Here is a 22605-nt window from a genome sequence, read left to right as displayed (position 1 = left end):
AAAAGGAATAGTAGAATGAATGAGGAGACAAGGGCCAATCATCTCTGACCAGTGAATCACACGCTCATCCTGAATAATCAACTTAAGAATTGAACAGCGGTTAAGGACTCCGCGTATTCGTAAATTATACAGGATAACAAGCGTGAATATAGGCAAAACAGGCCGTTCGTGCAAATTTTAATCCATTTAATTCAACATTATTCGACATTTTTTCACATTATATATGACGAATATACCTATCCTAATAGCGCCACTTCATGTTATGAAAAAGCTAAACCACAGCAAAAATATCCCCGTCCCCGCCCTCACTATTCTTTCATAAATCAACGCGTGGTAGTTACATTAATAGGTACACTTTACATTTGTAACAGTACGGGGCTAAATTATAATTTGGTCAGATATGGCCCGGCATCTGTCGATTGTCCAACTTTCCCTGTTGGCGGGCTGCGTTCACCTTTATGAAGATCAGTTACCTTCTGCTGTGGTAAATCTTACTATGGTGTAATTAAGGATACCGTCCAGTTCTTCTCCTGAATCTTAAAATCCAACTCACGGTAAGACTTGGACAGCTCATCCATCTGCTTCTGAATCTGAGCGACATCCACCGTTCTTTGAAAACGAACCTCCGAGCGGCTGTAGCGATCCTGAGTAATGGAAGCCTGTTCGAGCAAATCGCTAAACAGCTTGCGTAGCTGTAGCATTTTGTCCCGTTCCGCTAGCGCATCGGCGATACTCCAATTCTCATTGAAGGCTACGGATGAATTCGTTCGATTGATCGCTCGGATCAAAATCGTCTGTTCATTCACAGCTCTTTCTAACTCCTGCAAAAGAGCTTCTGGTTGTTCAGCCGGCTCCTCACCCTCTTGAACTTTAACGACTCGATCCAGACGCTGCTTTAGCTGCGCGATTTTACGGGTTAGATCACTTCGATTCACTAACGCTTCCGCAAGTTTCATATCTGGATTCCCCCTAAAATTTTCTGATAGCTGGCGATATCCAATCTTCGACCAAATTTACAGCCAATCTCCTTAAAGTAGGCACATTGTTCATATCCATTATTTAAAAAAAGCTGGCGACTGCGTTCATTCTCTGCGCATATGGTTGCCACTAACACATGGAAATCCAGCTCGGCAGCCTTTTTTTCTATAAAGCGTAAGGCATGCTGTCCTATTCTTTTACCCACACAAGCTGGTTTCAAATACACACTGATCTCCCCTGAGCTATCATAAGCAGGTTTACTCTTATGTCTAGCAATCAGTACATAACCCTGAATGATATGATCCCAGGATAAAATCACGTACGATTTGAATCGCGGATCATCATTCATTACGGATTGACGCATTTCGTCCAAACTTAAGGGCTCCGTGTGAAAAGATACGGTGGTGTTCAGCACATAGTAGTTATAAATATCAAGTACATCCACCAGATGCGCTTCCCGAATTTCAGTGAATAACAAGCTTTCTCCCACTACTTTGTTCAGCATAGCTAATCCTCCCAAATCGATGTCTCTAAATGATCTACGAACTTGCGTAATTTTCCGGCAAGCTTGCGGTTAATGGTTCCATCCTGATACATTTGCTGCACCTTATCACGCTGCTCTTGAATGGCTTTCAGCTTCATTTCAAGCTTTTGATCATCAACAAGACCATCCTTTGTCCAGCCTTTCCCTTGCTCCAGACGAGAAATTAACTGCTCATAACTGCATGCAACCTTCTCGGCTGCACTTCGGTTGTTCTCATTCTTACTGACATTAATAGCAGCTATAGCAACATGGGCCATGGCAATTTTCGCTTCTCTAGCACACTCAGCCTGCTCAAGCATTTGTTGGCTAGCTTCCCCTTCATTCTGTCCTGAGAACATTCCCGCAAACAGCCGTCTAATCTCGGTAATCGATATTCTGATTTGTGAATTTAAACTTCTGGCTAGAAAGACCTCACTATGATCCAAGAATTCTCCCAGCTTCTGAGCCACTGATGCGGGAATCTCATTGTTCTCTAGCAATCGGTTCAGTTCTTTACGTTCAGCTTGCAGACCCACAATCCTCGCTTCAACACCCAGTCGGCGAAAGTTCTCGAGTGCTGGATCATTCGATTGGTCCTCACGGTTTAGACTATAAACCTTTTCTCTAAATTCACTCAAAGCTGGTTGTGCGGATTCCTTACTTTCTTCTGTCATCATACTTTGCAGCATGGTTAAACCGGCAGCAATAACTTTAGACTTAGCCGCCTGCTCGGCTCCTGTCTCACCTGATTCAGCAACTGGCTCTTCTTTACCTGCTAGAATTGGCAAAAAGATACTAGCGATCAGCAGCGACATTAGAATAACACCTGCGGCGATAAAGATGATTAAATCACGCTCAGGAAATGGTGATCCATCCCCAAGAAAAAAGGGAATCGAGAACGCACCTGCTAAGGTAACCGCTCCACGCACTCCTGAAATGGTGAGGATTAATAGTGATTCAACAGATGATTTCTCCATTTTTCGCAGACGAGATCCTATTAAAGAGAACACATACACCCATACAAACCGTAATACAAACAGCAGCATAGTAATGGCTAATACATAACCCACAACTATAAGATTATCCACGGCCGTATCACGGTAGATCACTTCAATAACGTCTGGAATAGATAAACCAAGAATAAGGAAGACCAGGCCATTCAATATATAGAGCAGAACAGACCATGTACTAGCGGATACCAGTTGTAGCTTATACTGCGGAGATACAGCACGGTCCTTCTCAACCGCATGAATAATCCCCCCTGCAACCACTGCCAAAATGCCAGATACCCCTATCTCTTCACTGATCAAATAAATAATAAAAGGAGTTAGGATTTGCAGCAGCACATGCACTGTGATATCCTCCATCCCCAGTCTGCGAATAATTACGCTTAGCCGAATCAGAAGGAAAGCCAATAATGCCCCAACGATCAACCCGCCTGCAGCTATAACTACAAAGCTAATGGAGGCTTTCGGTAAAGAAAACATACCCGTAACTGCTGCAGCAATGGCAAAGTTAAAGGCAACAAGCCCTGAGGCATCATTCATTAATGATTCGCCCTCTAGAATGCGGTGAATACTCTTAGGAAGATGCACTCTCCCAGCGATTGCGCTGACCGCGACCGCATCTGTAGGTGACAAGATCGCTGCCAGAGCAAATGCAGCTGCTAGCGGGATCGTTGGAATCATCCAGTTGATCGAATATCCAGCAATGAGCACAGTAGCAAAAACCAATCCCAGCGCCAGCATTAATATCGGACCCCGTAAGTTCCATAATTCATTTCTTGGCGTCCGTTTCCCATCATTGAACAAAAGCGGTGCAATAAACAATACGAAAAACAGCTCTGGTTCCAATGTCATATGTATTCCCAAAGGCATTAACACAACCATTACACCCAGACCAATTTGAATTAACGGTATTGGCACAAAGGGAATAAATCGGTTTATGATGTTGGAAATTGCGATAAGGCCCAGTAGGACGAGTACAACTAGAAAAGTCTCCAAACCACATCAACCCCCTTTTTTATTTGGTTATTATATCGTAAAGCTTCGGGTAAGGGAAAAATATAGAAATAGAAGTTCTCAACAATAATGTCCCCTAGAAATTACACAAAAAATACATCAGATGTATATTGACAAAAATATTTATTTATGTTATAATTATAAATTAAGCTATTGAAATTACATTTTATTTTAAGTATTATATGCATTAGCCTAACGGCATCGCTCTTATCATCAATCATGGAGGGATCTTATGCATATTGCTAGTGGAATAGAAATGTTAGAGATTACAGCACAGGTTATGGGCGGGAGTGACACGATTTACCCCGCGCTGCTCTGGGATCAAAATTCTGCTGTACTCGTCGACACTGGATTTCCGGGCCTGCTCCCAAAATTCAAAGAAGCTCTAAAAGAAACCCACGTGCCTTGGGAACACCTGCGCACCGTAATCATCACACATCAAGATCTAGATCACATCGGGAGCTTACCTGATCTACTGTCAGAAGAATGTCTAGAACTGACAGTTCTGGCTCACGAAATCGAGAAGCCTTATATTGAAGGAGAGCGAATGCTCCTTAAACACACCCCTGAAGCTTTAGCTGCGGCAGAAGCCATGATCCCCCCTCATGTACCAGAGGAATGGCGCCGCGCTTTCCTGTCCGTGTTATCTCATCCACCTAAAGGAAGAGTAGACCGAACCATAGTGGACAGGGAAATACTGCCCCTTGCCGGTGGAATTACGATTATTCATACACCAGGACATAGCCCTGGACATCTGAGTCTATACCATCATGATAGCCGTACGCTAATTGCCGCGGATGCTCTTACCGTTCAAGGCGGTGAGCTGCAAGGCCCCACTCCTTCGGCAACGCCTGACATGAAGCAAGCTTTATCCTCTCTGACGAAGTTCGCCGAGTATGAGATTGAAACGGTCATTTGCTATCATGGCGGAATTTATCGCGGAAACGCAAACAAACGGATTGCTGAAATTGCGGAAGCAAGAGAATAAACAAATGCAAGAAAGCAGAGCCCCGATCTGGCTCTGCTCTCTTTTATATATATATCCCCTAATCGTTATACTCACTTATGATTCCGAAACAACTGTAAACCGTTCACGAATATGCTGTGGCTGTTCAATTTCATCTACAATAGCAATCGCATAATCTTCATAGCTGACATAGCTCTCACCTTTGGAATTCACAAGCAGATGATCTTTGCCTTTCTCATAAGAACCCGTTCTAGACCCAATTGCAAAATTAGCGGATGGACTAACAAAGGTCCAAGACAGCGAGTCTGTACCTTGCAGGATCTCCAGGTTCTTCCCTTGGTTCGTAGCCGTTGGCTTAATAAAGTCAGGAAAATCAGGGGTATCTACCACTTTAAGCGTCTTAGCTTCATCTACATATAAACTTCCCGCACCTCCAACTACAATCAATCTTGTATTAGGGGCATCCTTTAATGCTTCAATAAGCACATTTCCGGCATCCACATGCAGATGCTCTTGTCCAAATGGTGCTCCAAAAGCATTCACAACAACATCAAAACCCTTCAAATCTTCAGCGGTAAGTGCAAATACATCCTTTTCGATGACCTCGGTCTTACGATTTGCAACTTTCGATGCATCCCGTACAATGGCTGTAACTTCATGGCCTCTATCTAGCGCTTCCTGAGTGATTCGGCTTCCGGCTTTTCCACTTGCTCCTACAACTGCGATTTTCATATTATTTCCTCCTGTATATGTTTACGATGTTTTTACTTTAATATTTATATCAAAGAGATCCTGAACGATGCTTCTGTCGATATCGAGATCAAACTTCCTCCCCCAAAAGCATTCTGTACCCGTACGAGTGATCCGGTCATAATCTTCTATCGTTAGTGTTCTTGGATAATCCGGTCCTGTTTCCCAGTCTGTATACCTCTTAATTTCACTCCGTACATTGTTCTTAAACCCACTATTCAAAATAATCGTATGGAAGAAGATTTCATCTCCACATAATGTGTTCTTAAAAAATCTAACATACTCTGGAGAAGTAGAAGTAAACTCCATGATGTATTCCATACATTCACCTGTAATAGACATCCAGTTAGAGCCTTTATACAGCGATTTTGGCAGAACACCCAACCTTCTTTGCAAGAATGGAACGTTCATTACTGCTTTAATATACCTCATCCTAATGGCAGCCATACGCCTGGTTCTTGAGATCAGGAATCTAGGATAATAAACCGACACCCTCTCATAACATCCCCACGTTTCAGAAGTATTCGGTAATTGCTGATACTTCACAAATTCGTCCCCCTGATTCTTCTCAAAGAAATCAAGAATAACTTCGTTGGAAGCTAAGGGCAGATCCTGACCACTTATGATGTGGATATAATTGAATTTCCCATGTTCTTTGATCAGCGTAAAACACTTCAAAACACATTCAATCTGACTGTAATGTCCCCACCGTACATCAATAGGCTCTTTGACAAAGTGAATATCGTTACGGTGAGTAATATCAGCTTCAATACCACTCTTCTGATCGACATGAAGGAAAAACTCGACGGAGTCATTAGTTAAACTATCGATTAGCATATTGATCTGCTCAGGATTTTTGTGACAAAGGATCACATACGCCATTTTGAATGATTCCAACACCCTTCACCCTTCCGCCCATCTTTTTCCAAATATTATAAAATAAATGGACAAAAATGGATAGTCCTTTCTATCCAGAAAAAGGTGAATTCGATTGGTGATTAGTTATTTCGTATGACTTTTCACTATAAGTCTGATTCCAATGTTCCATGGATCTTTGAATGTAGGGGCTCCATTCTCTTCAACAACGGTGTAACCCGCCTGCTTAACACGCTCCACTACAGACGTACGCTCCTCTTCATTCGGAAGAAGTAAGGTGAAATAATCAATTCCTACTGCATCAGCAGGTGCCACAGGTGCGCCTTGCCCTGCCCATATATTCAATCCAATGTGGTGATGATACCCACCTGCTGAGATAAACATTGCCGCACTGCCATAATTAGCTACTAGATCAAAACCAAGCAAACCAACGTAGAACTCCTTCGCCTTAGTTAAATTACCCACATGAAAGTGTACATGTCCGATCACCGTTCCAGCTGGCAGCCCGTTCCATTGCAAACCTTCAGAAGCCGCCAACAAACCATCTACATCCACTGGGTCCGTTGTCATCATTACATGCCCTTCCGCATCATACTTCCATGTATCCCTAGGACGATCTCTATAAATTTCGATTCCGTTGTTATCCGGGTCCTGAATGTACAGCGCTTCACTCACCAAATGATCTCCCTGACCCACTTCAATTCCCGACGCGATCAAATTGCGCACAACGAGTCCCAAGCTAGGACGATCCGGAACAAGGATAGCAAAATGATACAATCCAGCCACTGAGTTCGGACGAAGAACCCTTGCATTCTCAATCTCCCGCAGAATCAATAACACATTCTGACCATCAGCAGTCATTTCCACCTCACGGCCAGATTGCCGCAAGACACTTAACCCCACCACGTTCTGATAAAATGTGAGCGAACGCTCTAAATTACTTACTCTAATTTGTACCAGACCAATCTCTACGTCCGGATGAAGTGTTGTTTTAGTTGTCATTATATTTCCTCCCACTATTCCTGTAACTTGATCAGTTACAAATTAACTATCTTTAGTATAGTTACCTTCTATATGTTTGTCAATTACCAATTGAAAATATCCTGTGTAAAATTATCACCTGGTTCTTGTCATAACCAGACCATAAAATCCACAGCTTCTTGTGCATGAACATTGGATTCAGCTTCGCTTGCATATAAGATATCCAGAATAAGAACAAAATCACCCTAGCTGGTGTTAGGGGGTGTTAGTTTTGACCGCAGCTTACATAGTACACATTGCAATACTTTCTGCGGGATTTCCTGTAGTTTGGCGCGTAGGAACTCCTGTGTAATGAAGGACGTGCTTAGGAGTCGAATTTTGCTTAGGTGACAAGCGTTATAGGGAAAACTTCCCTATAAATTAGGTCATAGCTGTTATTATGAGTAGCTTATAAGGAAATCCTCCCTATAAAATGGAGGATTTCCTTATAATTCCCCTATATCAGTCGAAGTATATGGAATAATTCCCTATATTCTTTCAAAATGATCTTCAATCATAGGATTATAGGGAGTAATTCCCTATAATCCCAACAGATTGACCCTGAAGATGAGTAGATAGCATTAAGAAGGCAGCACCAAAGAAGTTTATGTATAAGCGCAGAACGCAACTCCCATCAAGAACAAGATCACTCTAACCACATCCAGCGCTGCTTCTGTGATCAGGGCGTGAATGTACGGGTTAGGTTTCACATCGCGTCAACTTTACACGTGAAGCATATATCTACTTTTTTAGATTTTATGATTTCCTAAACAATAAAAAAAATCATGCCGACTGGTTAACAGCCAGGCATGATTCATAAGAAACCTTAAAAAGTAATCAAGCATAAACCCCTTCAGCGTCCTTATCCGGACTCATGTTTCCTAAAAAGGTTTGCGGGTATTTCAGTTCTCCTTCGATCTTCTGAAGCGCGCCTTCCTTCAACTCACAGACCATAAATACATTGTCAGGTACTTCAAATTGCTTCAGTTCGAAATCATGTTGCCTTGCAGGTTGAAATCCGAACTTAGGATAATATTCCGGATGGCCGATCAGAAAGACAAGTTCATAGCCGAGCGTTCTACATCTGTCCAACCCTTCATGGATAAGCGCCCTGCCGATACCCTGCTTCTGAACGTTAGGCATAACCGCTATTGGGGCTAGGGCAATCATATCATATAACTTCTCACCATCTTGGACTACTACTTTACTTAGTAGCAGATGTCCTACAATCTCATTATCTTGTTCCGCTACAATCGAGAGCTCCGGAATAAACCCTTCCGAATTTCTAATCCTTTCGACTAAACGTGCTTCATCTTCCCGGTTATCAAAAGCCTTAACATTGACTTGATACACGCCATCATTGTCTGCCACAGATTCCGTCCTAATTCTCATCTTAGACGCCCCATCCCTGGAAATACTCAGACACGCTGGACTCCAGCAGCCCAATTAAGTCTTCATCCATATATTTATAATCATCCGATATATTCAGACAAATTATTCTTTTGCCGATTACACCGTCTCTGAATTTATCTTGAATTCTTCGAACATGTTTCTTCTCCATCACAAAAATAACATCTGCCCAGCCCACATGCCCTTCAGAAAGTTTGATTCTGGCATGATCCTCTGTTCCAGCAGATCTCACATCATGACCATCGATTCCTTGAAATATCTTCTCCGCAGTTAGACTCCGCCAGCGATTCTGGCTGCAGACAAACAGTAGTTTAATAGAAAGCACCTTCCTTATCCGAGTAAAACCTTATTTCGTTTGTCCGTTCAGATAAACTCTCCTATTTAAGGAGGCTTCCGCAACCCAATTTGATAATAAGTCTTTGTTAAAAAAATATTTATTGTCTACATTTATATAAGGAAAAGGAGTTCCAGGAAAAGTACCAGACTTACTATGCTCCGTTGTAATAATATTCATCACTTGTTCTTCAGTCAGATTTAAGTATAAGGCCGTCTCTTTAATATCCATCAAAAGCTTATCTGCCGTTACTATGGATGGAGTCTGGTCTTGATCAACTTCCAACTCTTTATCGCCATTAGTTATTGAACATCCAATAATAAATGAAATCCCTAGAATAAGACTCGCCACGATCATTGAGATTTGATTAGACTTCATTGATCACCTCCACCATACACTTCATGAAGAGGTCTGAAGCTTGGGTGTTCTTCGATTTGCGTAACTACAACACCTCGCTCCGAGTCCATCACACGGTAGGCTTTAGCTTCTTCTCTGGTCGACATCACCTTATATTCATTATCCTTGTAGATGATGGCACAGTTATTATCCACTGCGATTCCGGGTATCCCCCCACCTTTAACCATTCGCGAAAAATCCTCAACCCGAATATCCTCATTATAATGCGGACAATGAATACCTGGCAGAATCCCCATCGCTTCAAGCTTAATATACCGCCAGTTCCCTTGGTCTTCGAACGCTTCAGAGTCACTATGGCCATATTCAAACCAGCAAATGGAACCTGCACTCAGCCCTGTCAAAATAGTCCCCGAGTTGTACGCTTCTTTTAGAAGAGCATCTACGCCGGTATTTTTCCAAATCTCCAGCATCTTTCGGGTATTGCCACCACCAACATAAATCAGATCAGCGGATATAATTAACTCTGCGATTTCTTCATGGGTATAGGTTTGGCTCACAAGTAATAAATGACTTGTTTCACATCCTAGAATCTCGCCGTACACTTTGTTGAACGTATCACAATAACCTGGTGCGTCACTGCTAGCTGTTGGAATAAACAACGCTTTTGGATTAGCTTTTTGGGTTAACTTCACAACTTCACGATCCATTTCAAGCGTTTCTAGATCAATTAGCTCTCCGCCACCGATTACCACGATAGTCCCCATAATCTCCCCTACTTTCACTAGGATCTGTTTTCTCCCTTTCCGTATTCCTCAGCAAGAATGCTGTAAATCTCCAAATCAATGAGCCCTTTACCTGACCATACATGGGCTTGCCTTAACGTTCCTTCTTTCATAAAGCCACTTTTCAAAAGGACCCGCTTAGACCGCTCATTAAAAGGCATGACTTCAGCTTGGATTCGATTGACCTCTGCCGTCTCAAATAAATATTTCTTCACCGTTTCAACGGCCTGAGTTGCAATCCCTTTTCCCCAATAAGACTCCGCCAAAAAATAACCAATCGTGACCATATCCACTTTTTGATTAAAATCCATAGCTTCGATGATACCTAGCAGTATGTACGGATTATTTTTACGGAAAATCCCCCACTTCACTCTTAACCCTTTATTAAAATCACGTTCGAAATGTCCGATCATATTCTTTACTGTATCTTTATTATGTTTCGGAATAATTCCGCAGTACTCAAACACTTGATCATTGCTATAAATTCCGAATACCTCTTCAAGGTTACTAACTTCAATTTTTTTCAGTGTTAGTTGTTCGGTTTCCAAAGTAGGGAATTGCTCAAATACATGACTAAGCTTCAATTCGTTCCCTCCGTTACTTTTTGATGGTTCTATCCCCGTACATTCCCTCTGTACTGCGCAGTTCTAAGCTCTCGAATATATGGCTCTGTAGCTGGCATAACCGCATCTATGGCTTGTTGAATGGCTAACTCAATATCATAAGGAACTCTTACAAATTGTATATTCAAAGACGCTGTTGTCAGGCCTCCATACTCCCCCTCCAAAATCACATAAGATGCCTGAGTGACATCTAGAGGATTCCCCACACTGCCAACATTAAATAAAGTCTTCCCTTCTAAATGTTGTATAAAAGCATTGTGAATGTCCCCATAACCTACGATATCCGCTTGTCGTTTCTCCTGGCAGAGATCAGAATAACCAAACATAGACAGCCGCTTCTCATAATCGTCCCAAGGCTGAATCCGTTCATAGTAGCTTCGCGGTGAAGCATGAAATAATCGGATAAACTTACCACTCATCATAAACTCAATCGAGAACGGTAATGTACCTAAATAAGCGAGGCGGTCTTTCCCTAACAAATTCCGACTCCACCGGGCCATTTCAAAATCAACATCCTGATTCATTAAATCATCCCAGTTTCCCATAACACTGATTTCACAATTGTTCTTAATGATATCAACGGCTAGATCTGAATTTGGTCCTTTACCAACAATATCACCTAGGCAAAATATCCTGCTAATTCCACGCTGCTTAATATCCTCTAATACGGCTGTCAAAGCCGGGATATTTCCATGAATATCTGAGATTAATGCGATTTGTTCCACTGTAAATCCTCCGTTCATTTTCCACTTCAGCATATTAGAGTTTCCCTATATGAAGTATGATCTGTTTTATGCCTTCTAAATACAGATTCTATGATTACGCCCTACTTCCCTTCTTTAAGTCACTAACTCTCCTGACCCGAGCCATTCGGAGCCTCTTGATATGTTTCCAATAAAAAAAAGACCACAATCACGTTAGCACATGTTGTGGTCTTCATTCTACGTTGCGATATGGAGTGGTTATATTTCAGGCATTTCATTCACAATTTGCTCCAAAGTAACCTCCTGAAGGACATTCTCCATCGCCTTTTGCGCGAACGAGAATACCGGCACAATGGCGCTGGCTATATTTTTGCCGACTGGACAATCCGGGTTAGGGTGCTCATGAACTGAGAACAACGAATCCTCCTCCACCGCGTTTACTGCCTTATAGATCTGAAGTAGTGTAATCTCAGCGCTACTACGTGAAAGTGAGGCTCCTGCAACTCCGGGGCGGGCCGTTACCAGTCCTGCTTTTTGCAACATACTAGTTAGCCGGCGGATAACTACAGGGTTGGTGTTCACACTCCCAGCTATCCACTCCGAGGTACTTTTACCCTCTTTATTACTGTCGATTAACGTTAATATATGAATGGCTACCGCAAATCGGGTGCTTATGTTCACTATAAATCTCTCCTTTTGCCATACTACCCGGCTAGCAACAAGTGCATTATTCAGATGCAACAATAATAGTTACATTTTATGCATTTGTCAAACACTTAAGGAGATGCACTTCAGGATCGTAATTAGTGAATATTATGCTTTTTGAAATTACCACCCTTAACTTCTGCTACATCATATACTACGACAAAAGCGTTAGGGTCAATTTCATGAATGATTTCCTTGATTTTGCTTTCTTCCAGACGGTTAATTACACAGGTAATTTCTTTGAATTGTTCATTGGAGTAACCACCGTATGCGTCAGTATAGGTTGCCCCACGTCCCAATCGGTCACGAATCGTTTCCACCATAATTTCCGGTTGAACGGTGATGATTTTGAAAGTTTTAGATCCGCTCAAACCTTCCTCAACGATATGAATCACCTTAGAAGCAATAAAATAAGCAAGTGCGGATAGAATCGCCCCTTGTAGCCCAAATGCAGTTGAAACAACAATAAAGACAAACATATTTAGGAATAAGATTAGATCACTTGTCCCAAAAGGTATTTTTCGTGAAAGCAATACAGCCAACATGTCGATCCCATCTAACGCCCCACCATTACGTAACGCTAAACCCATACCAAAACCGATGATAATCCCGCCTACAACAGTAATTAATAATGTATCTCCTTCAATAATCGTTGGCACATGGTGCATTAAGCTTGTACCAATGGCTAATGAGGCAATACCGATAATGGAATAGATAGCAAAGCTTTTACCAATTTGCTTATATCCTAACCAAACAAAAGGGATGTTAATTATAACAATAAGCAGCCCTAGCGGTAATCCAAACAGCTGTGAACCAACGATACTTAGGCCTGTTACACCACCATCTGAAACATTGTTAGGTATTAATACGGATTCCAGGCCATATGAAGTTATAAGTGCCCCTATAATAATTAATATGACTTTTGAAAATATCTTCAGCTTATTTGATTTTTGATGCTGTCTTATTCCATGCATTCCATTTCCCCACTTCAAATTAGTTTTTTATATCACTGCAAGTGAAAAACATCCACTGGACAAAAGCCGATAAAAAATAGTCTATAACAATTTTCACTACTTTGGCAAATCGGACATCACTAGTATAATGATCATTTATTTTACCCATCTGACTTAAAATAATTTTATCGTTCCACAAAAAAAATAAAAAACCAGACTACGAAAATTCGTAATCTGGTAATCTTCTCTATCACACCTTCATGTATTCGTTATATAATTCCTCAAAAGTATCGTATCGTTCAACTTTCCTTCCCACCTTATTATATTCTTCCAGATATTCATCCATGACCTGCAGGAACTGCTCTTTAAATAAATGCAGATGATCTGAATCAAAATACTGCATAATATCAAACTTTTTTGTTCCCCTTGATTCTGTCATTTCATCAAGGAAATTTTGTATGCCCATGGCTGCATAATAAGCATAAGATTTATCATTTAATTCCACACTTGCTATAACCTTATTGCGGCAGTTACACCATAATTCCTCAAAGGTGCCACCAAGATTATCATAGGTTGGGACAGGCTGAATCACAAAATCCCTATACATTTTATTATATAAATCATTGACGCTTTCTAAAAATCTATATGATGCACTTCTGATTTCAACGATTGTCTTCGCATCGATCACAGTCATATATATATTTTCAAAATCATCAGGAACATAACGATACGTAGTTATTTCCTCCAGGTATCTCTTAAGTCCCCTTTTAAAATAGGTATTGTTCAAATGTGTTAGAGCATTTACCAAATTGTATACAACTTCACATGAAGCATACCTCACTGCTCCGATATCTTCAGAAAGTAATGTATTCGTATATTCTTGTTTTGCTATGTCTATATTCTTTTTTGCTCTACCAATACATTCACTCCCTATAGGCTTTGCCAAAGCATCGAGAGCTCTCTGTTTATATAAATTTAGTTTTTCCAGATATTCGGGTTTCGCACAATATAACAGCTCTAAATCTATCAGACATGAAATCATTGGGCTCTCTAGATTCGCTTGATCTTCTATCCTTGTTTCCCATGGCGTACAATAGATGTCGTATCCAACATCCTCCAGAATAAAACACGAAGATATCCCCCAGCCTTGGGCCGTGTTATTAATTATAATTAGATCAAGATCGCTTTTTTCATGAAAATCTCCGGTACTGAAAGAACCTGTAAGCCCAATGATTGCAATGTCATCAGGAAAATCTCTCTTAGTACGTTCAATAACCATACTAATAAGTCTGTCATTTTTATTTAGAATTTTTTGTCTAATATCAGCATCCATATCCAATTCTCCTCTTACTCCATTTTAATTCCATTGTATATGGATATAGCTCCAGTAAGTATTCCGACTTTATATATATTCAATCTATACCAAGCACAAGCCTTCCTCCTCCCAGGTAAACAAATAACGCGCTGGCGAGAGTACGGCTCTTCTCTACCAACGCGTTATCTAGTAATTATGAATGCTTTTCTCACAGCTTGCTTTAGTAAATGAAAATTTCATCTAAAGGTCTTCCGTCACAAGGATTAAAATCAATCCCTAAAATCTTTGCCATCGTAGGAGCTATATCTACCATTTTGAGATCCTCTATGGGAAAATCACTTTTCACCTTATTCCCTGAAATCACCAAGTTGCATCTATAATCCTCTTTATCGGGAGAGTAGCCATGCGTAGCATATTTAATCCCTTGTTTGTCCAAATCAACAATCATAGGTTCATCCATGCTCTCATCGAAACAATAGCCTCTCCTAGCTTCAAGCATATATTTAGTAGAAGGGCCCACATGAAGTTGATTCAGCCGCTCTCTAGTATACATTCCCTCTATACCTGAAGCGTCATCTTCCATATATTCCTGAATAACAGCTAGCGCTAATTGTTCAGCTTCTTCATCACCTTCTTTAATATGCAGATAAGCGGATCCGCCCCCACACTGAAAGTAAGCTCTCCACTTCATTTCGCCGTTCTCTTTATAGATCAACCCTTTTTCCTGCAAAAGGTTGTTCAAATGCACTTTGTACCGAACATTGAACTGGCCATGGTCACCCAAAACTAAAAAAACGCAGCATCATAAATCGTGGGCACCTTTATCGCATTTCTGAACCAGAACCAGCTTTGCTCCTTTTCCTTCACAAACGGCTGAAATGGATTGTTATGGTGGATACCATGCTTATCTGGATATACACCGGTTGCTATCGTAGTGTGTACCACATAAGTGAGCGTGGGATATACACTTTTTAATTGATTACTATGCGCTCCGTTCTTAATCAATTTCGATAGGTTTGGAAGACGGCTGGCCATTTCCCATTGGTCTTCTGAAAAGGCATCGTAAGAGATGACAATCAGATGTTTGGCCATTGCCGTTTGTTCTTTGCTTGACTTCATAGGATAAGTCCCTTCGGTTCATCTTGTTCAAGCTTCTCTTTTGGTAAAGTTATAAATACGAAGAATCCAATAATGAATAGTGGGATAATCGCTAAAATACTAAATTTAGCGTTGCCTGTTAGGGTAGTTGTTAATGACATTACAGCAGGACCCACAATCGCCGCAAACTTGCCAAAGATATTGTAAAAGCCAAAGAATTCATTGGATTTTTCCTTAGGAATAATCTTCGCATAATAAGATCTGCTAAGCGCTTGAATCCCTCCCTGGGCAGATCCAATTAGCGCTCCCAGAATAAATATATGCCACACTGAAGTAATAAAGTAAGCTGCGATACAAGAAATGATATATGTAAAAATCCCCACGATGATCATCGTTCTAGCTGAGTATTTTTTGGCAAGATTACCGTACAAGATAGCACACGGAAATGCGATGATCTGGATAACTAATAAGATCCCCAGTAAAGTAAAGGTATCAAAAGCATCCGCACCCAGTACCGATGTGGCATATGGCACTACCATTTTAATAATCGTATCTACCCCATCAATATAGAGAAAGTAGGCGATCAAGAATACAAATACTACTTTATGCTGTCTGACATTTTTAAACGTGTCTCCCAGTCTTTTAAAGCTATTAATGATCGGTTTGGGTTCAGGTTCTATGTAATATCTTTGCTGCACATCCTTGATCATAGGCATGGTCAGCAGTCCCCACCAAAGGGCAGTGATTATAAATCCAATCTGATAGCCGATTGATTTATCCATCCCCATAAACAGAATCAGCAGTAGGCTGATACCGAATGGAATAACGCTGGCGATATATCCAAAAGCAAACCCTTTTGAGGATACCTTATCCATCCTTTCATCCGTGGTTACATCCACCAGAAAAGAATCATAAAAAATATTGGCCCCGGCAAATCCTATGACTGACAAAATATAAAATACAATCAATAACTGCCACTGCCCACTCGCAGGTGCAACGAAAGCCAGCGAAGCAGTAGCTATCACGCCGATCAATGAGAAAAATATGAAGAAGCGTTTTTTCTTATCCTTATAATCTGCAATTGTCCCTAAAATCGGGCTAAGGATGGCCACCAGAATACTCGCTATGGAATTAAAATACCCCAAATCCATGCTGTTGTTAACATTCGAAAACATCCCAAATACAATAGGCAGTAAAGCCGTTGTAACCGCCATCGAATAAGCCGAATTTCCACAGTCATATAAAATCCATGATTTTTCCTCTTTACTTAGTTTCATCTAACAGCCACCTTTTCACCTAGTTCCTTCTGTTATATCACTTAAGCATATGTGGCATGTTAAATGCATGTAAAACTACACTTCATAATTCCAATGGAGAGCTGATCCTCATGTCCTCTCCTGTATTGTCAAACTTTTAAAGACCTCAGCAACCTGTAGAGCATACTTTTTACTCAAACGTGACTTACCAAGATTACTCTTCACAATCTTAATCATTCGGGTATCTCGGCTCTTAGCGAATTTCTCCAGCATGGCAAAACCCGCTTCAGGTTCACAAGCCACAAATACACTTAAGCTGTATTCCAGTCCCTTTGATAATACACGAAAATGCTCAGCGTCCTCATATTGTACTTCCCCACTACCCACACTCTCCATAATTCGAGTAGCCAACTGAAGACAATAAAGCGTATTCTCTTTCTTTTTTAAAAGAGGAGGATGCGCTAACGCTGCTACAAAAGCTCGTTGTTCAAGCCTATTCGCACCTATCTCCCACATGTCGATCAGCTGCCTGACAAGGGAAAAACCATCCTCCCCTATACTTTGCAGCGCCATAGCAGACGCTTCACGCATCCTCCATCTAGAGTCGTTCATAGCTGTCTTAATAATGCTCTGAATCACAATTCGCTGCTCTTCTTCAGCGTAGCTATAATAAGCGCCCAGCGCTCTAACCGCACAAAACGGCAGAAACTCACGGGGATCATTCACCCCAGCTTCTGCCTCTGTAAGATTAGCCCATGCATTAAGAAACTCCCAGTCTGTTTCCGTTAGTTTAGGATGGGCAAAATGTTTGGCAAATTTGCCTGATAGCTCCAAATTTACTCGTGGTCCGGGAAGATTGCTCTCCTTCATCAGGAAATCTCTAAGCTGTACCCACTGCTCCTTATCGCTTACCCATTGCTGAAACAGTATAACCATCATTTTTTGTCCAGCCCTCTCTGGTCCCTCCGGTTTTCACCTTCAGATTCTAACAATCCCCTGCATCTCGTATGGATAATCAATCTGCTTTTTTACCGAATTCATCGCTGCTTCTCCAGTCAAGTGTGAAATCAGATATAACCCCAGATCAATGGAAGTGGAAACTCCACCACCTGTAATCACATTACCATCATGCACAATACGGGTCTCCTCAACTTCTTCACAGTAAGGTTTTAGTAATTCATAGGCAGATGGATGGGTAGTAGATCATAACGAAGTTTCCGCGTCCCCATTCCTCCAGGTACAAATACCATGTCATACTCCGAAAGCTCTGGCAGCACTTTTCCAGCTTTAACTGTGAAACCTAACTCATCCGTCACATCCTCCGACGCTGCACATATATCCCAAGACAAATTTTTGCCGATTTCAAATTGCCCCAATCGATAAATAACATCATAGAACCCCGCAAAATCTAAGAACGTAATCCCGTCAAAAAGTATAAAGGCGATTTTCAATTTCGCACTCTCCTCTTTATGGCTTGGTTAGGATAATAGGCTCACCTTTAGTCACAATAATCGTATGTTCAAACTGTGCTACCCGGCCATTGTCTACGACACTCAGTGTCCATCCATCCGACTGCTGCTCCACGTAATCTGCTCCAGTAGAAAGGAAGGGTTCAACCGTAATCACCTGTCCCTCTTTTAACACTGTAGTCACTCTTGGATTGTAGAAAGGTAAGATTTCAAAAGGCTTCTCATGGAGTGATTTACCAATCCCGTGGCTGCACAGATTACGTACCACTCTATAGCCGCGTTTCCGAGCTTCGAGTTCCATCATTCTGCCAATCTCATTGACCTTCATCCCTGCTCTCAGATGATTGATCACGCTCATCATAGTTTCCTCTGCACTCTGGCATAGACGAAGAATGTCATCATTATAAGGTGGTAATTGAAACGAAACTCCGGCGTCCCCATAATAACCATTCAGTTCAGCAGATACATCAATATTGATCAAATCACCAGCATTAATCACTCTAGGACCAGGAATCCCATGAGCAACCTCTTCATTCACACTGATGCAGGTGCTGCCTGGAAAATTATACGTAATCATTGGGGCTGAAGATGCTCCGAATCCCGCTAGAATTTCAGCTCCAATCTTATCAAGCTCCGCTGTTGTCATACCTGGAGTTACTTCCTTTTTCATCTCGGCGATGGTATGTCCTACTACTTTCCCTATGGCTTTTAGCCCTTCTAAATCTTGTATGGTATCACTCGTCATCTATCACACATTCCTCTCACTTCTGGTATGAATCACTTGTCTAACTTCTGAAATGCATTTCCATTCCACTGAAAAATATCTTCCATCTGTCTACCCGCTACATTATCGTAATAACTTCTCTTGAAGCTATGATCATCCACTTTATCAAGCTTTATCGAATACCCCTTAGGACTGCTAATAAATAAATCAGAGCCGAGTTTGATCCCTAATTCCTCTATAACGTTATTTTTTCTAAGCGTAAATAGCTTGTAGAAGTAACCATTACTGGATCCGTACTGACCAATAGTAAAATCCGGATCGCCGTCCCCATTATAGTCCTCAAACTGAATTTGAAAAAAATCATTAAATATTATGGGATCCTCAAAATGTTCACTGAGTGGAAAGCAATTCAAAGTTCTACCTTGATTATCGATAAGCGCAAGCCCAAATCTGCCACTCCAATTTCTTCCCATCAACGGACCTGGTATTGTCCAATCCTCACTGTAGGTTCCATCTAAAAGCTGCAGATTCAAGAATCCGGTTCTATTAGTTAAGGGATAGAGATCATTATGTGATATCGTTACTGGCCCTGTAACCTTAACAGAAGACTCCAGCGACTCCGTCTGTTCGATGTTCGCCTGATCTGCTGTCCCAAAAATGAGTTTCCTTAATTGATCCGAATTTTTCACCGGAATAGAGTAGCCCTGACCACCATTCTCAGCTGTAGTAAAAACTCCTTTATAGCCCGGTTCATCACCTATTGCGATGTAATAATCCTTCGAGTAACCATCACCATAAACAAGATTCATTTTAAATTCAGGAGCCCAATCCAGCTCTCCCGATAATTTATCGCTCTTGTTCATAGCCTCCGAAAGTGCCTTAATCAGAGCGGAGTCCTTCAGTATTAGGGTCTCAAAATGTTCGGGTCGATCAACTTGGTTCTGGTCACTAGTTGTTACAGGGGTTAATGACACTCCGGTGATCCACCTAGCATTGATGAAGCCCACATCATTCTTACATCCGCTTAACAGCGTTACCACTAACAATGATACAACACACAGTAAATACCTAATGCGAACCGCCTCCAAGAAAAGAAACATAACCCAATTATAACAGCGTCCATAAATTTAAAGAAATCGACTTTCCGAAGTGTTTAAGCGAGAAATATAAGGATAATTTATAGCATGGAACATATAAATTCTTATATTTTAAAAAAAAGACTAAAACCTGCTCCTTTAATGAGTGGTTCTAGTCTTATAAAATCAAGTAAATATGTAGTGATTTGATCAGACGACTAAGCTTGAATTGCGCCTACCGTCTTAAGCCAAGCCTCTGCAATAAGTGCATGGCCCGCAGGTGATGGATGTACTCCATCCGGAGCCCAATAAGCAGGTTCTGCTTTCACGGATGCCGCAGCAAACAGGCCATCCAACGGTACAAGGGGTGCACCATATTCACGTGCCAGTTCACGAACAATGTGAATTTTAGGGTCCAGATCCTGGCGCCAAGTTCTACGATCTTCTGGGACAGGCAACACAAATGGCTCGATTAAGACTAAATTGGCAGCCAGCGAATGCTGCGTGCGTTCGATCAGGTCACGATACGCAGCTTCAAATTGTTCAGGCGTTGTTTCCTGACCAGAATCAAAGCGGCGCCAAGTGTCATTTATCCCAATATATATGGACACCCAAGTCGGCTTCAGATTCAGGCAATCCTTCTCCCAGCGTTCCTGCAAATCTACTGCACGGTTGCCGCTAATTCCACGATTATAGAACGTAAGATTCTTCTCAGGATATAAATGCCCCAGACGAGCGGCGATCATCAATGCATAACCTACACCAAGCGATGAAGCATCTTCATAATTGCGACCCCAATCCGTTATACTGTCGCCTTGAAACAGAATGACATCGTTTTGTTGGAATAACATCATGTAATCCTCCCCTATTTTCCCCTGTTAATATTAGCCAATATAGTATATCAAAAATGAATACTACGTACTAGGACAATCATTAACAATTCATGGTAGAAACCACTAGGGATCAACAAAAAACCTGCTCAAATTTGAGCAGGTTTTCCAAAAATACAATTAATAAGCTAAGCTAAACAATCCTTTAATGTGGGACAGGTAACGAATATTACTTGCTTCCTTCATCAAGGTTGCAGGTAATCCTTTTAGCGGAGTTGAGCTAGCACCAACAATGGCTACACCATCTTTACGACCTAAGCTCGCAAGTGTGCCTGAGTTGATCGGACTAAAGGATTCAAATGATTTATCCTTCAAGTATGCATAAAGATTGTACCCGATCAATTCGCCCATTTGCCAAGCGATTTGTGCAGTTGGTGGATATGGACGACCATCTTCGGCAAAAACAACGGCGCTGTCACCAGCAACGAATACGTCTTTATGTGATGTGGATTGCAAGAATTCATTTACCGTCGCACGACCACGGTTCACTTCAAGACCGGACTCACCAATCAGTGGATTTCCTTGTACGCCGCCAGTCCATACGAAGGTGTTAGCAATAATTTTTTGACCATCTTTCAAGTCAATGACATTATCCGCTACATTCGTTACAGGAAGTCCTGTCAAGAATTGAACACCACGTTTTTCTAAGCTTGCCACTGCGCGTTCGATCAATGCATCTGGCAATACTGGTAGAATCTTAGGACCTGCTTCAACTAGCATCAGTTTAATTTCTTTAGGATCCACGCCATATTTCTTAGTGAGTGTTGGCAACACATCAGCGATTTCACCAACAAGTTCAACACCTGTTAAGCCACCGCCACCGATTAGGATGCTTGCATCCGCTGGATTTTTAGACTTCGCATATTCACGGATACGCTCATCAATATGACGATGAATTCTGTTAGCATCTGCTGCCGATTTCAATACCATACTGTATTGCTCCAGACCTGGAATGCCAAAATAAGCCGTAGTGCTTCCTAGGCCCACAACTAAAGCATCGTAGGACAATGTCACACCATCAGATAGTGTAATTTGTTTGTTCTCAACAGAAAAAGAATTCACCTTTGCAATTTTCAGGTCGATATCTTTACCTGCAAAAAGCTTAGCTAATGGCATAGCAACAGCACCTTCTGCAACACTACCCGCTGCAAGACGATGCAATTCTGTAATAATTTGATGTGTAGGATATTGATTAACGACTGTAATTTTAGCTTCGTCCTTCTTCAGGTACTTGCGTACAGTTAAGGCGCTTAGTAGACCACCATAACCTGCTCCTAGAATGACAATATGTTTAGACATGATGTTTCCTCCGTCCTTACGAATGAGATATAAAAAATATTATTTCTGTTGACTGCGTTCGCCGGCAACTTGAAGATAAGCATTTACGAAACGGAAAAGCTTCTGTGCTTGTGGATCTTTCATCATCTTCATAAGACCAAATACACCGATCACATCGCTATTTTCATTCGCACGATCTTGCGCTTCGATCACTGTAGCTGCCATATTCTTCGCTGAATGCACCACTGGTTCAGCAAGTTCTTTAATTGCACTTACCGTATCACTTTTCAAGACTTCATCCGCAGCAACAGTTTGAACAAAGTCATATGACTTTGTGAGCACGCCGACAAGCTCTGTTAATTTTGGCAACTGTTCCACTAAGACAGTTAACGACTCCTGAACTTCAGGCTTCAATAGCTGCTCTAGAACATTCATTTGTTCTTGAGTGACAGCTAATTTTGGTGATTCTTGCTCAGGTTGTGTTTGAGTGATTGTT

General features: G+C 41.4%; 27 protein-coding genes. 1 reads left to right on the top strand and 26 read right to left on the bottom strand.

Annotated features, from left to right (window positions below):
* Nucleotides 1-494: 494 nt before the first annotated feature.
* The 3 genes from ACWNM1_RS22720 to ACWNM1_RS22710 are packed head-to-tail and all read right to left on the bottom strand — an operon-like array spanning nucleotide 495 to nucleotide 3504.
* Nucleotides 495-956: a DIP1984 family protein gene (locus ACWNM1_RS22720; protein ID WP_449602734.1), complete on the bottom strand. Its 462-nt coding sequence runs from the start codon at nucleotides 954-956 to the stop codon at nucleotides 495-497.
* Entirely contained in the window at nucleotides 953-1483 is a 531-nt protein-coding gene (locus ACWNM1_RS22715; protein WP_449602733.1) for an N-acetyltransferase family protein, read from the bottom strand. Before ACWNM1_RS22715 ends, ACWNM1_RS22720 begins: the two co-directional genes overlap by 4 nt.
* Nucleotides 1484-1485: 2 nt before the next feature.
* Nucleotides 1486-3504: a Na+/H+ antiporter gene (locus ACWNM1_RS22710; protein ID WP_449602732.1), complete on the bottom strand. Its 2019-nt coding sequence runs from the start codon at nucleotides 3502-3504 to the stop codon at nucleotides 1486-1488.
* 250 nt (nucleotides 3505-3754) lie between these two features.
* Between ACWNM1_RS22710 and ACWNM1_RS22705 the strand changes: the two genes are divergently transcribed.
* Nucleotides 3755-4510 (top strand): MBL fold metallo-hydrolase, encoded by a 756-nt coding sequence (locus ACWNM1_RS22705; protein WP_449602731.1) that lies wholly within the window; start codon nucleotides 3755-3757, stop codon nucleotides 4508-4510.
* 75 nt (nucleotides 4511-4585) lie between these two features.
* Here the strand turns inward: ACWNM1_RS22705 and ACWNM1_RS22700 are convergent, their stop codons facing one another.
* From ACWNM1_RS22700 to ACWNM1_RS22590, 23 genes are all read right to left on the bottom strand, one after another.
* Entirely contained in the window at nucleotides 4586-5221 is a 636-nt protein-coding gene (locus tag ACWNM1_RS22700) for an NAD(P)-dependent oxidoreductase (protein WP_449602730.1), read from the bottom strand.
* Between the two features lie 21 nt (nucleotides 5222-5242).
* Nucleotides 5243-6136 (bottom strand): beta-1,6-N-acetylglucosaminyltransferase, encoded by an 894-nt coding sequence (locus tag ACWNM1_RS22695; RefSeq protein WP_449602729.1) that lies wholly within the window; start codon nucleotides 6134-6136, stop codon nucleotides 5243-5245.
* Nucleotides 6137-6241: 105 nt separating this feature from the next.
* Entirely contained in the window at nucleotides 6242-7117 is an 876-nt protein-coding gene (locus ACWNM1_RS22690) for a VOC family protein (RefSeq protein ID WP_449602728.1), read from the bottom strand.
* Between the two features lie 855 nt (nucleotides 7118-7972).
* A complete protein-coding gene (locus tag ACWNM1_RS22685; RefSeq protein ID WP_449602727.1) occupies nucleotides 7973-8527 on the bottom strand; it encodes a GNAT family N-acetyltransferase in 555 nt (184 codons plus the stop codon).
* Nucleotide 8528: 1 nt separating this feature from the next.
* Nucleotides 8529-8861, bottom strand: a complete 333-nt coding sequence (locus ACWNM1_RS22680; RefSeq protein WP_449602754.1) for a low molecular weight protein tyrosine phosphatase family protein — start codon at nucleotides 8859-8861, stop codon at nucleotides 8529-8531.
* Between the two features lie 30 nt (nucleotides 8862-8891).
* The gene (locus tag ACWNM1_RS22675) at nucleotides 8892-9257 is read right to left on the bottom strand and encodes a hypothetical protein (protein ID WP_449602726.1); all 366 of its coding nucleotides are present in this window, start codon (nucleotides 9255-9257) and stop codon (nucleotides 8892-8894) included.
* Entirely contained in the window at nucleotides 9254-10000 is a 747-nt protein-coding gene (locus ACWNM1_RS22670; protein WP_449602725.1) for a Type 1 glutamine amidotransferase-like domain-containing protein, read from the bottom strand. Before ACWNM1_RS22670 ends, ACWNM1_RS22675 begins: the two co-directional genes overlap by 4 nt.
* Before the next feature lie 17 nt (nucleotides 10001-10017).
* On the bottom strand, nucleotides 10018-10602 hold the full coding sequence (locus ACWNM1_RS22665) for a GNAT family N-acetyltransferase (RefSeq protein ID WP_449602724.1): 585 nt from the start codon (nucleotides 10600-10602) through the stop codon (nucleotides 10018-10020).
* Nucleotides 10603-10631: 29 nt separating this feature from the next.
* Complete coding sequence (locus ACWNM1_RS22660; RefSeq protein ID WP_449602753.1) at nucleotides 10632-11366, bottom strand: metallophosphoesterase family protein; 735 nt, start codon at nucleotides 11364-11366, stop codon at nucleotides 10632-10634.
* A gap of 237 nt (nucleotides 11367-11603) precedes the next feature.
* Nucleotides 11604-12026 carry an Rrf2 family transcriptional regulator gene (locus ACWNM1_RS22655; protein ID WP_449602723.1) on the bottom strand — a complete coding sequence of 141 codons (423 nt, stop codon included), beginning with the start codon at nucleotides 12024-12026 and terminating at the stop codon, nucleotides 11604-11606.
* A gap of 122 nt (nucleotides 12027-12148) precedes the next feature.
* Complete coding sequence (locus ACWNM1_RS22650) at nucleotides 12149-13024, bottom strand: YitT family protein (protein ID WP_179085712.1); 876 nt, start codon at nucleotides 13022-13024, stop codon at nucleotides 12149-12151.
* Nucleotides 13025-13253: 229 nt separating this feature from the next.
* Nucleotides 13254-14336: a nucleotidyltransferase domain-containing protein gene (locus ACWNM1_RS22645; RefSeq protein WP_449602722.1), complete on the bottom strand. Its 1083-nt coding sequence runs from the start codon at nucleotides 14334-14336 to the stop codon at nucleotides 13254-13256.
* Nucleotides 14337-14538: 202 nt separating this feature from the next.
* Complete coding sequence (locus tag ACWNM1_RS22640) at nucleotides 14539-15009, bottom strand: hypothetical protein (RefSeq protein WP_449602721.1); 471 nt, start codon at nucleotides 15007-15009, stop codon at nucleotides 14539-14541.
* A 95-nt stretch (nucleotides 15010-15104) separates the two neighbouring features.
* Nucleotides 15105-15437: an alkaline phosphatase family protein gene (locus ACWNM1_RS22635; RefSeq protein ID WP_449602720.1), complete on the bottom strand. Its 333-nt coding sequence runs from the start codon at nucleotides 15435-15437 to the stop codon at nucleotides 15105-15107.
* Nucleotides 15434-16693 carry an MFS transporter gene (locus ACWNM1_RS22630; RefSeq protein ID WP_449602719.1) on the bottom strand — a complete coding sequence of 420 codons (1260 nt, stop codon included), beginning with the start codon at nucleotides 16691-16693 and terminating at the stop codon, nucleotides 15434-15436. The genes ACWNM1_RS22635 and ACWNM1_RS22630 overlap by 4 nt, the downstream gene beginning before the upstream one ends.
* Before the next feature lie 108 nt (nucleotides 16694-16801).
* Entirely contained in the window at nucleotides 16802-17611 is an 810-nt protein-coding gene (locus tag ACWNM1_RS22625; RefSeq protein ID WP_449602718.1) for a hypothetical protein, read from the bottom strand.
* Between the two features lie 39 nt (nucleotides 17612-17650).
* Entirely contained in the window at nucleotides 17651-17806 is a 156-nt protein-coding gene (locus ACWNM1_RS22620) for a hypothetical protein (protein ID WP_449602717.1), read from the bottom strand.
* A gap of 35 nt (nucleotides 17807-17841) precedes the next feature.
* Nucleotides 17842-18123, bottom strand: a complete 282-nt coding sequence (locus ACWNM1_RS22615; RefSeq protein ID WP_449602716.1) for a hypothetical protein — start codon at nucleotides 18121-18123, stop codon at nucleotides 17842-17844.
* A gap of 16 nt (nucleotides 18124-18139) precedes the next feature.
* Nucleotides 18140-18886 carry a type I methionyl aminopeptidase gene (map, locus tag ACWNM1_RS22610; RefSeq protein WP_449602715.1) on the bottom strand — a complete coding sequence of 249 codons (747 nt, stop codon included), beginning with the start codon at nucleotides 18884-18886 and terminating at the stop codon, nucleotides 18140-18142.
* Nucleotides 18887-18918: 32 nt separating this feature from the next.
* Nucleotides 18919-19839, bottom strand: a complete 921-nt coding sequence (locus ACWNM1_RS22605) for a hypothetical protein (protein WP_449602714.1) — start codon at nucleotides 19837-19839, stop codon at nucleotides 18919-18921.
* A 320-nt stretch (nucleotides 19840-20159) separates the two neighbouring features.
* Nucleotides 20160-20795 carry an SGNH/GDSL hydrolase family protein gene (locus ACWNM1_RS22600; protein ID WP_449602713.1) on the bottom strand — a complete coding sequence of 212 codons (636 nt, stop codon included), beginning with the start codon at nucleotides 20793-20795 and terminating at the stop codon, nucleotides 20160-20162.
* A 156-nt stretch (nucleotides 20796-20951) separates the two neighbouring features.
* On the bottom strand, nucleotides 20952-22130 hold the full coding sequence (locus ACWNM1_RS22595; RefSeq protein WP_042187216.1) for an NAD(P)/FAD-dependent oxidoreductase: 1179 nt from the start codon (nucleotides 22128-22130) through the stop codon (nucleotides 20952-20954).
* Between the two features lie 39 nt (nucleotides 22131-22169).
* The coding region (locus ACWNM1_RS22590; RefSeq protein WP_449602712.1) for a DUF1641 domain-containing protein at nucleotides 22170-22605 on the bottom strand (436 nt) is incomplete at its 5' end.

The sequence above is a fragment of the Paenibacillus sp. Marseille-Q9583 genome (genome assembly GCF_976954365.1).
This window is presented reverse-complemented; position numbering and strand designations above follow the sequence as displayed.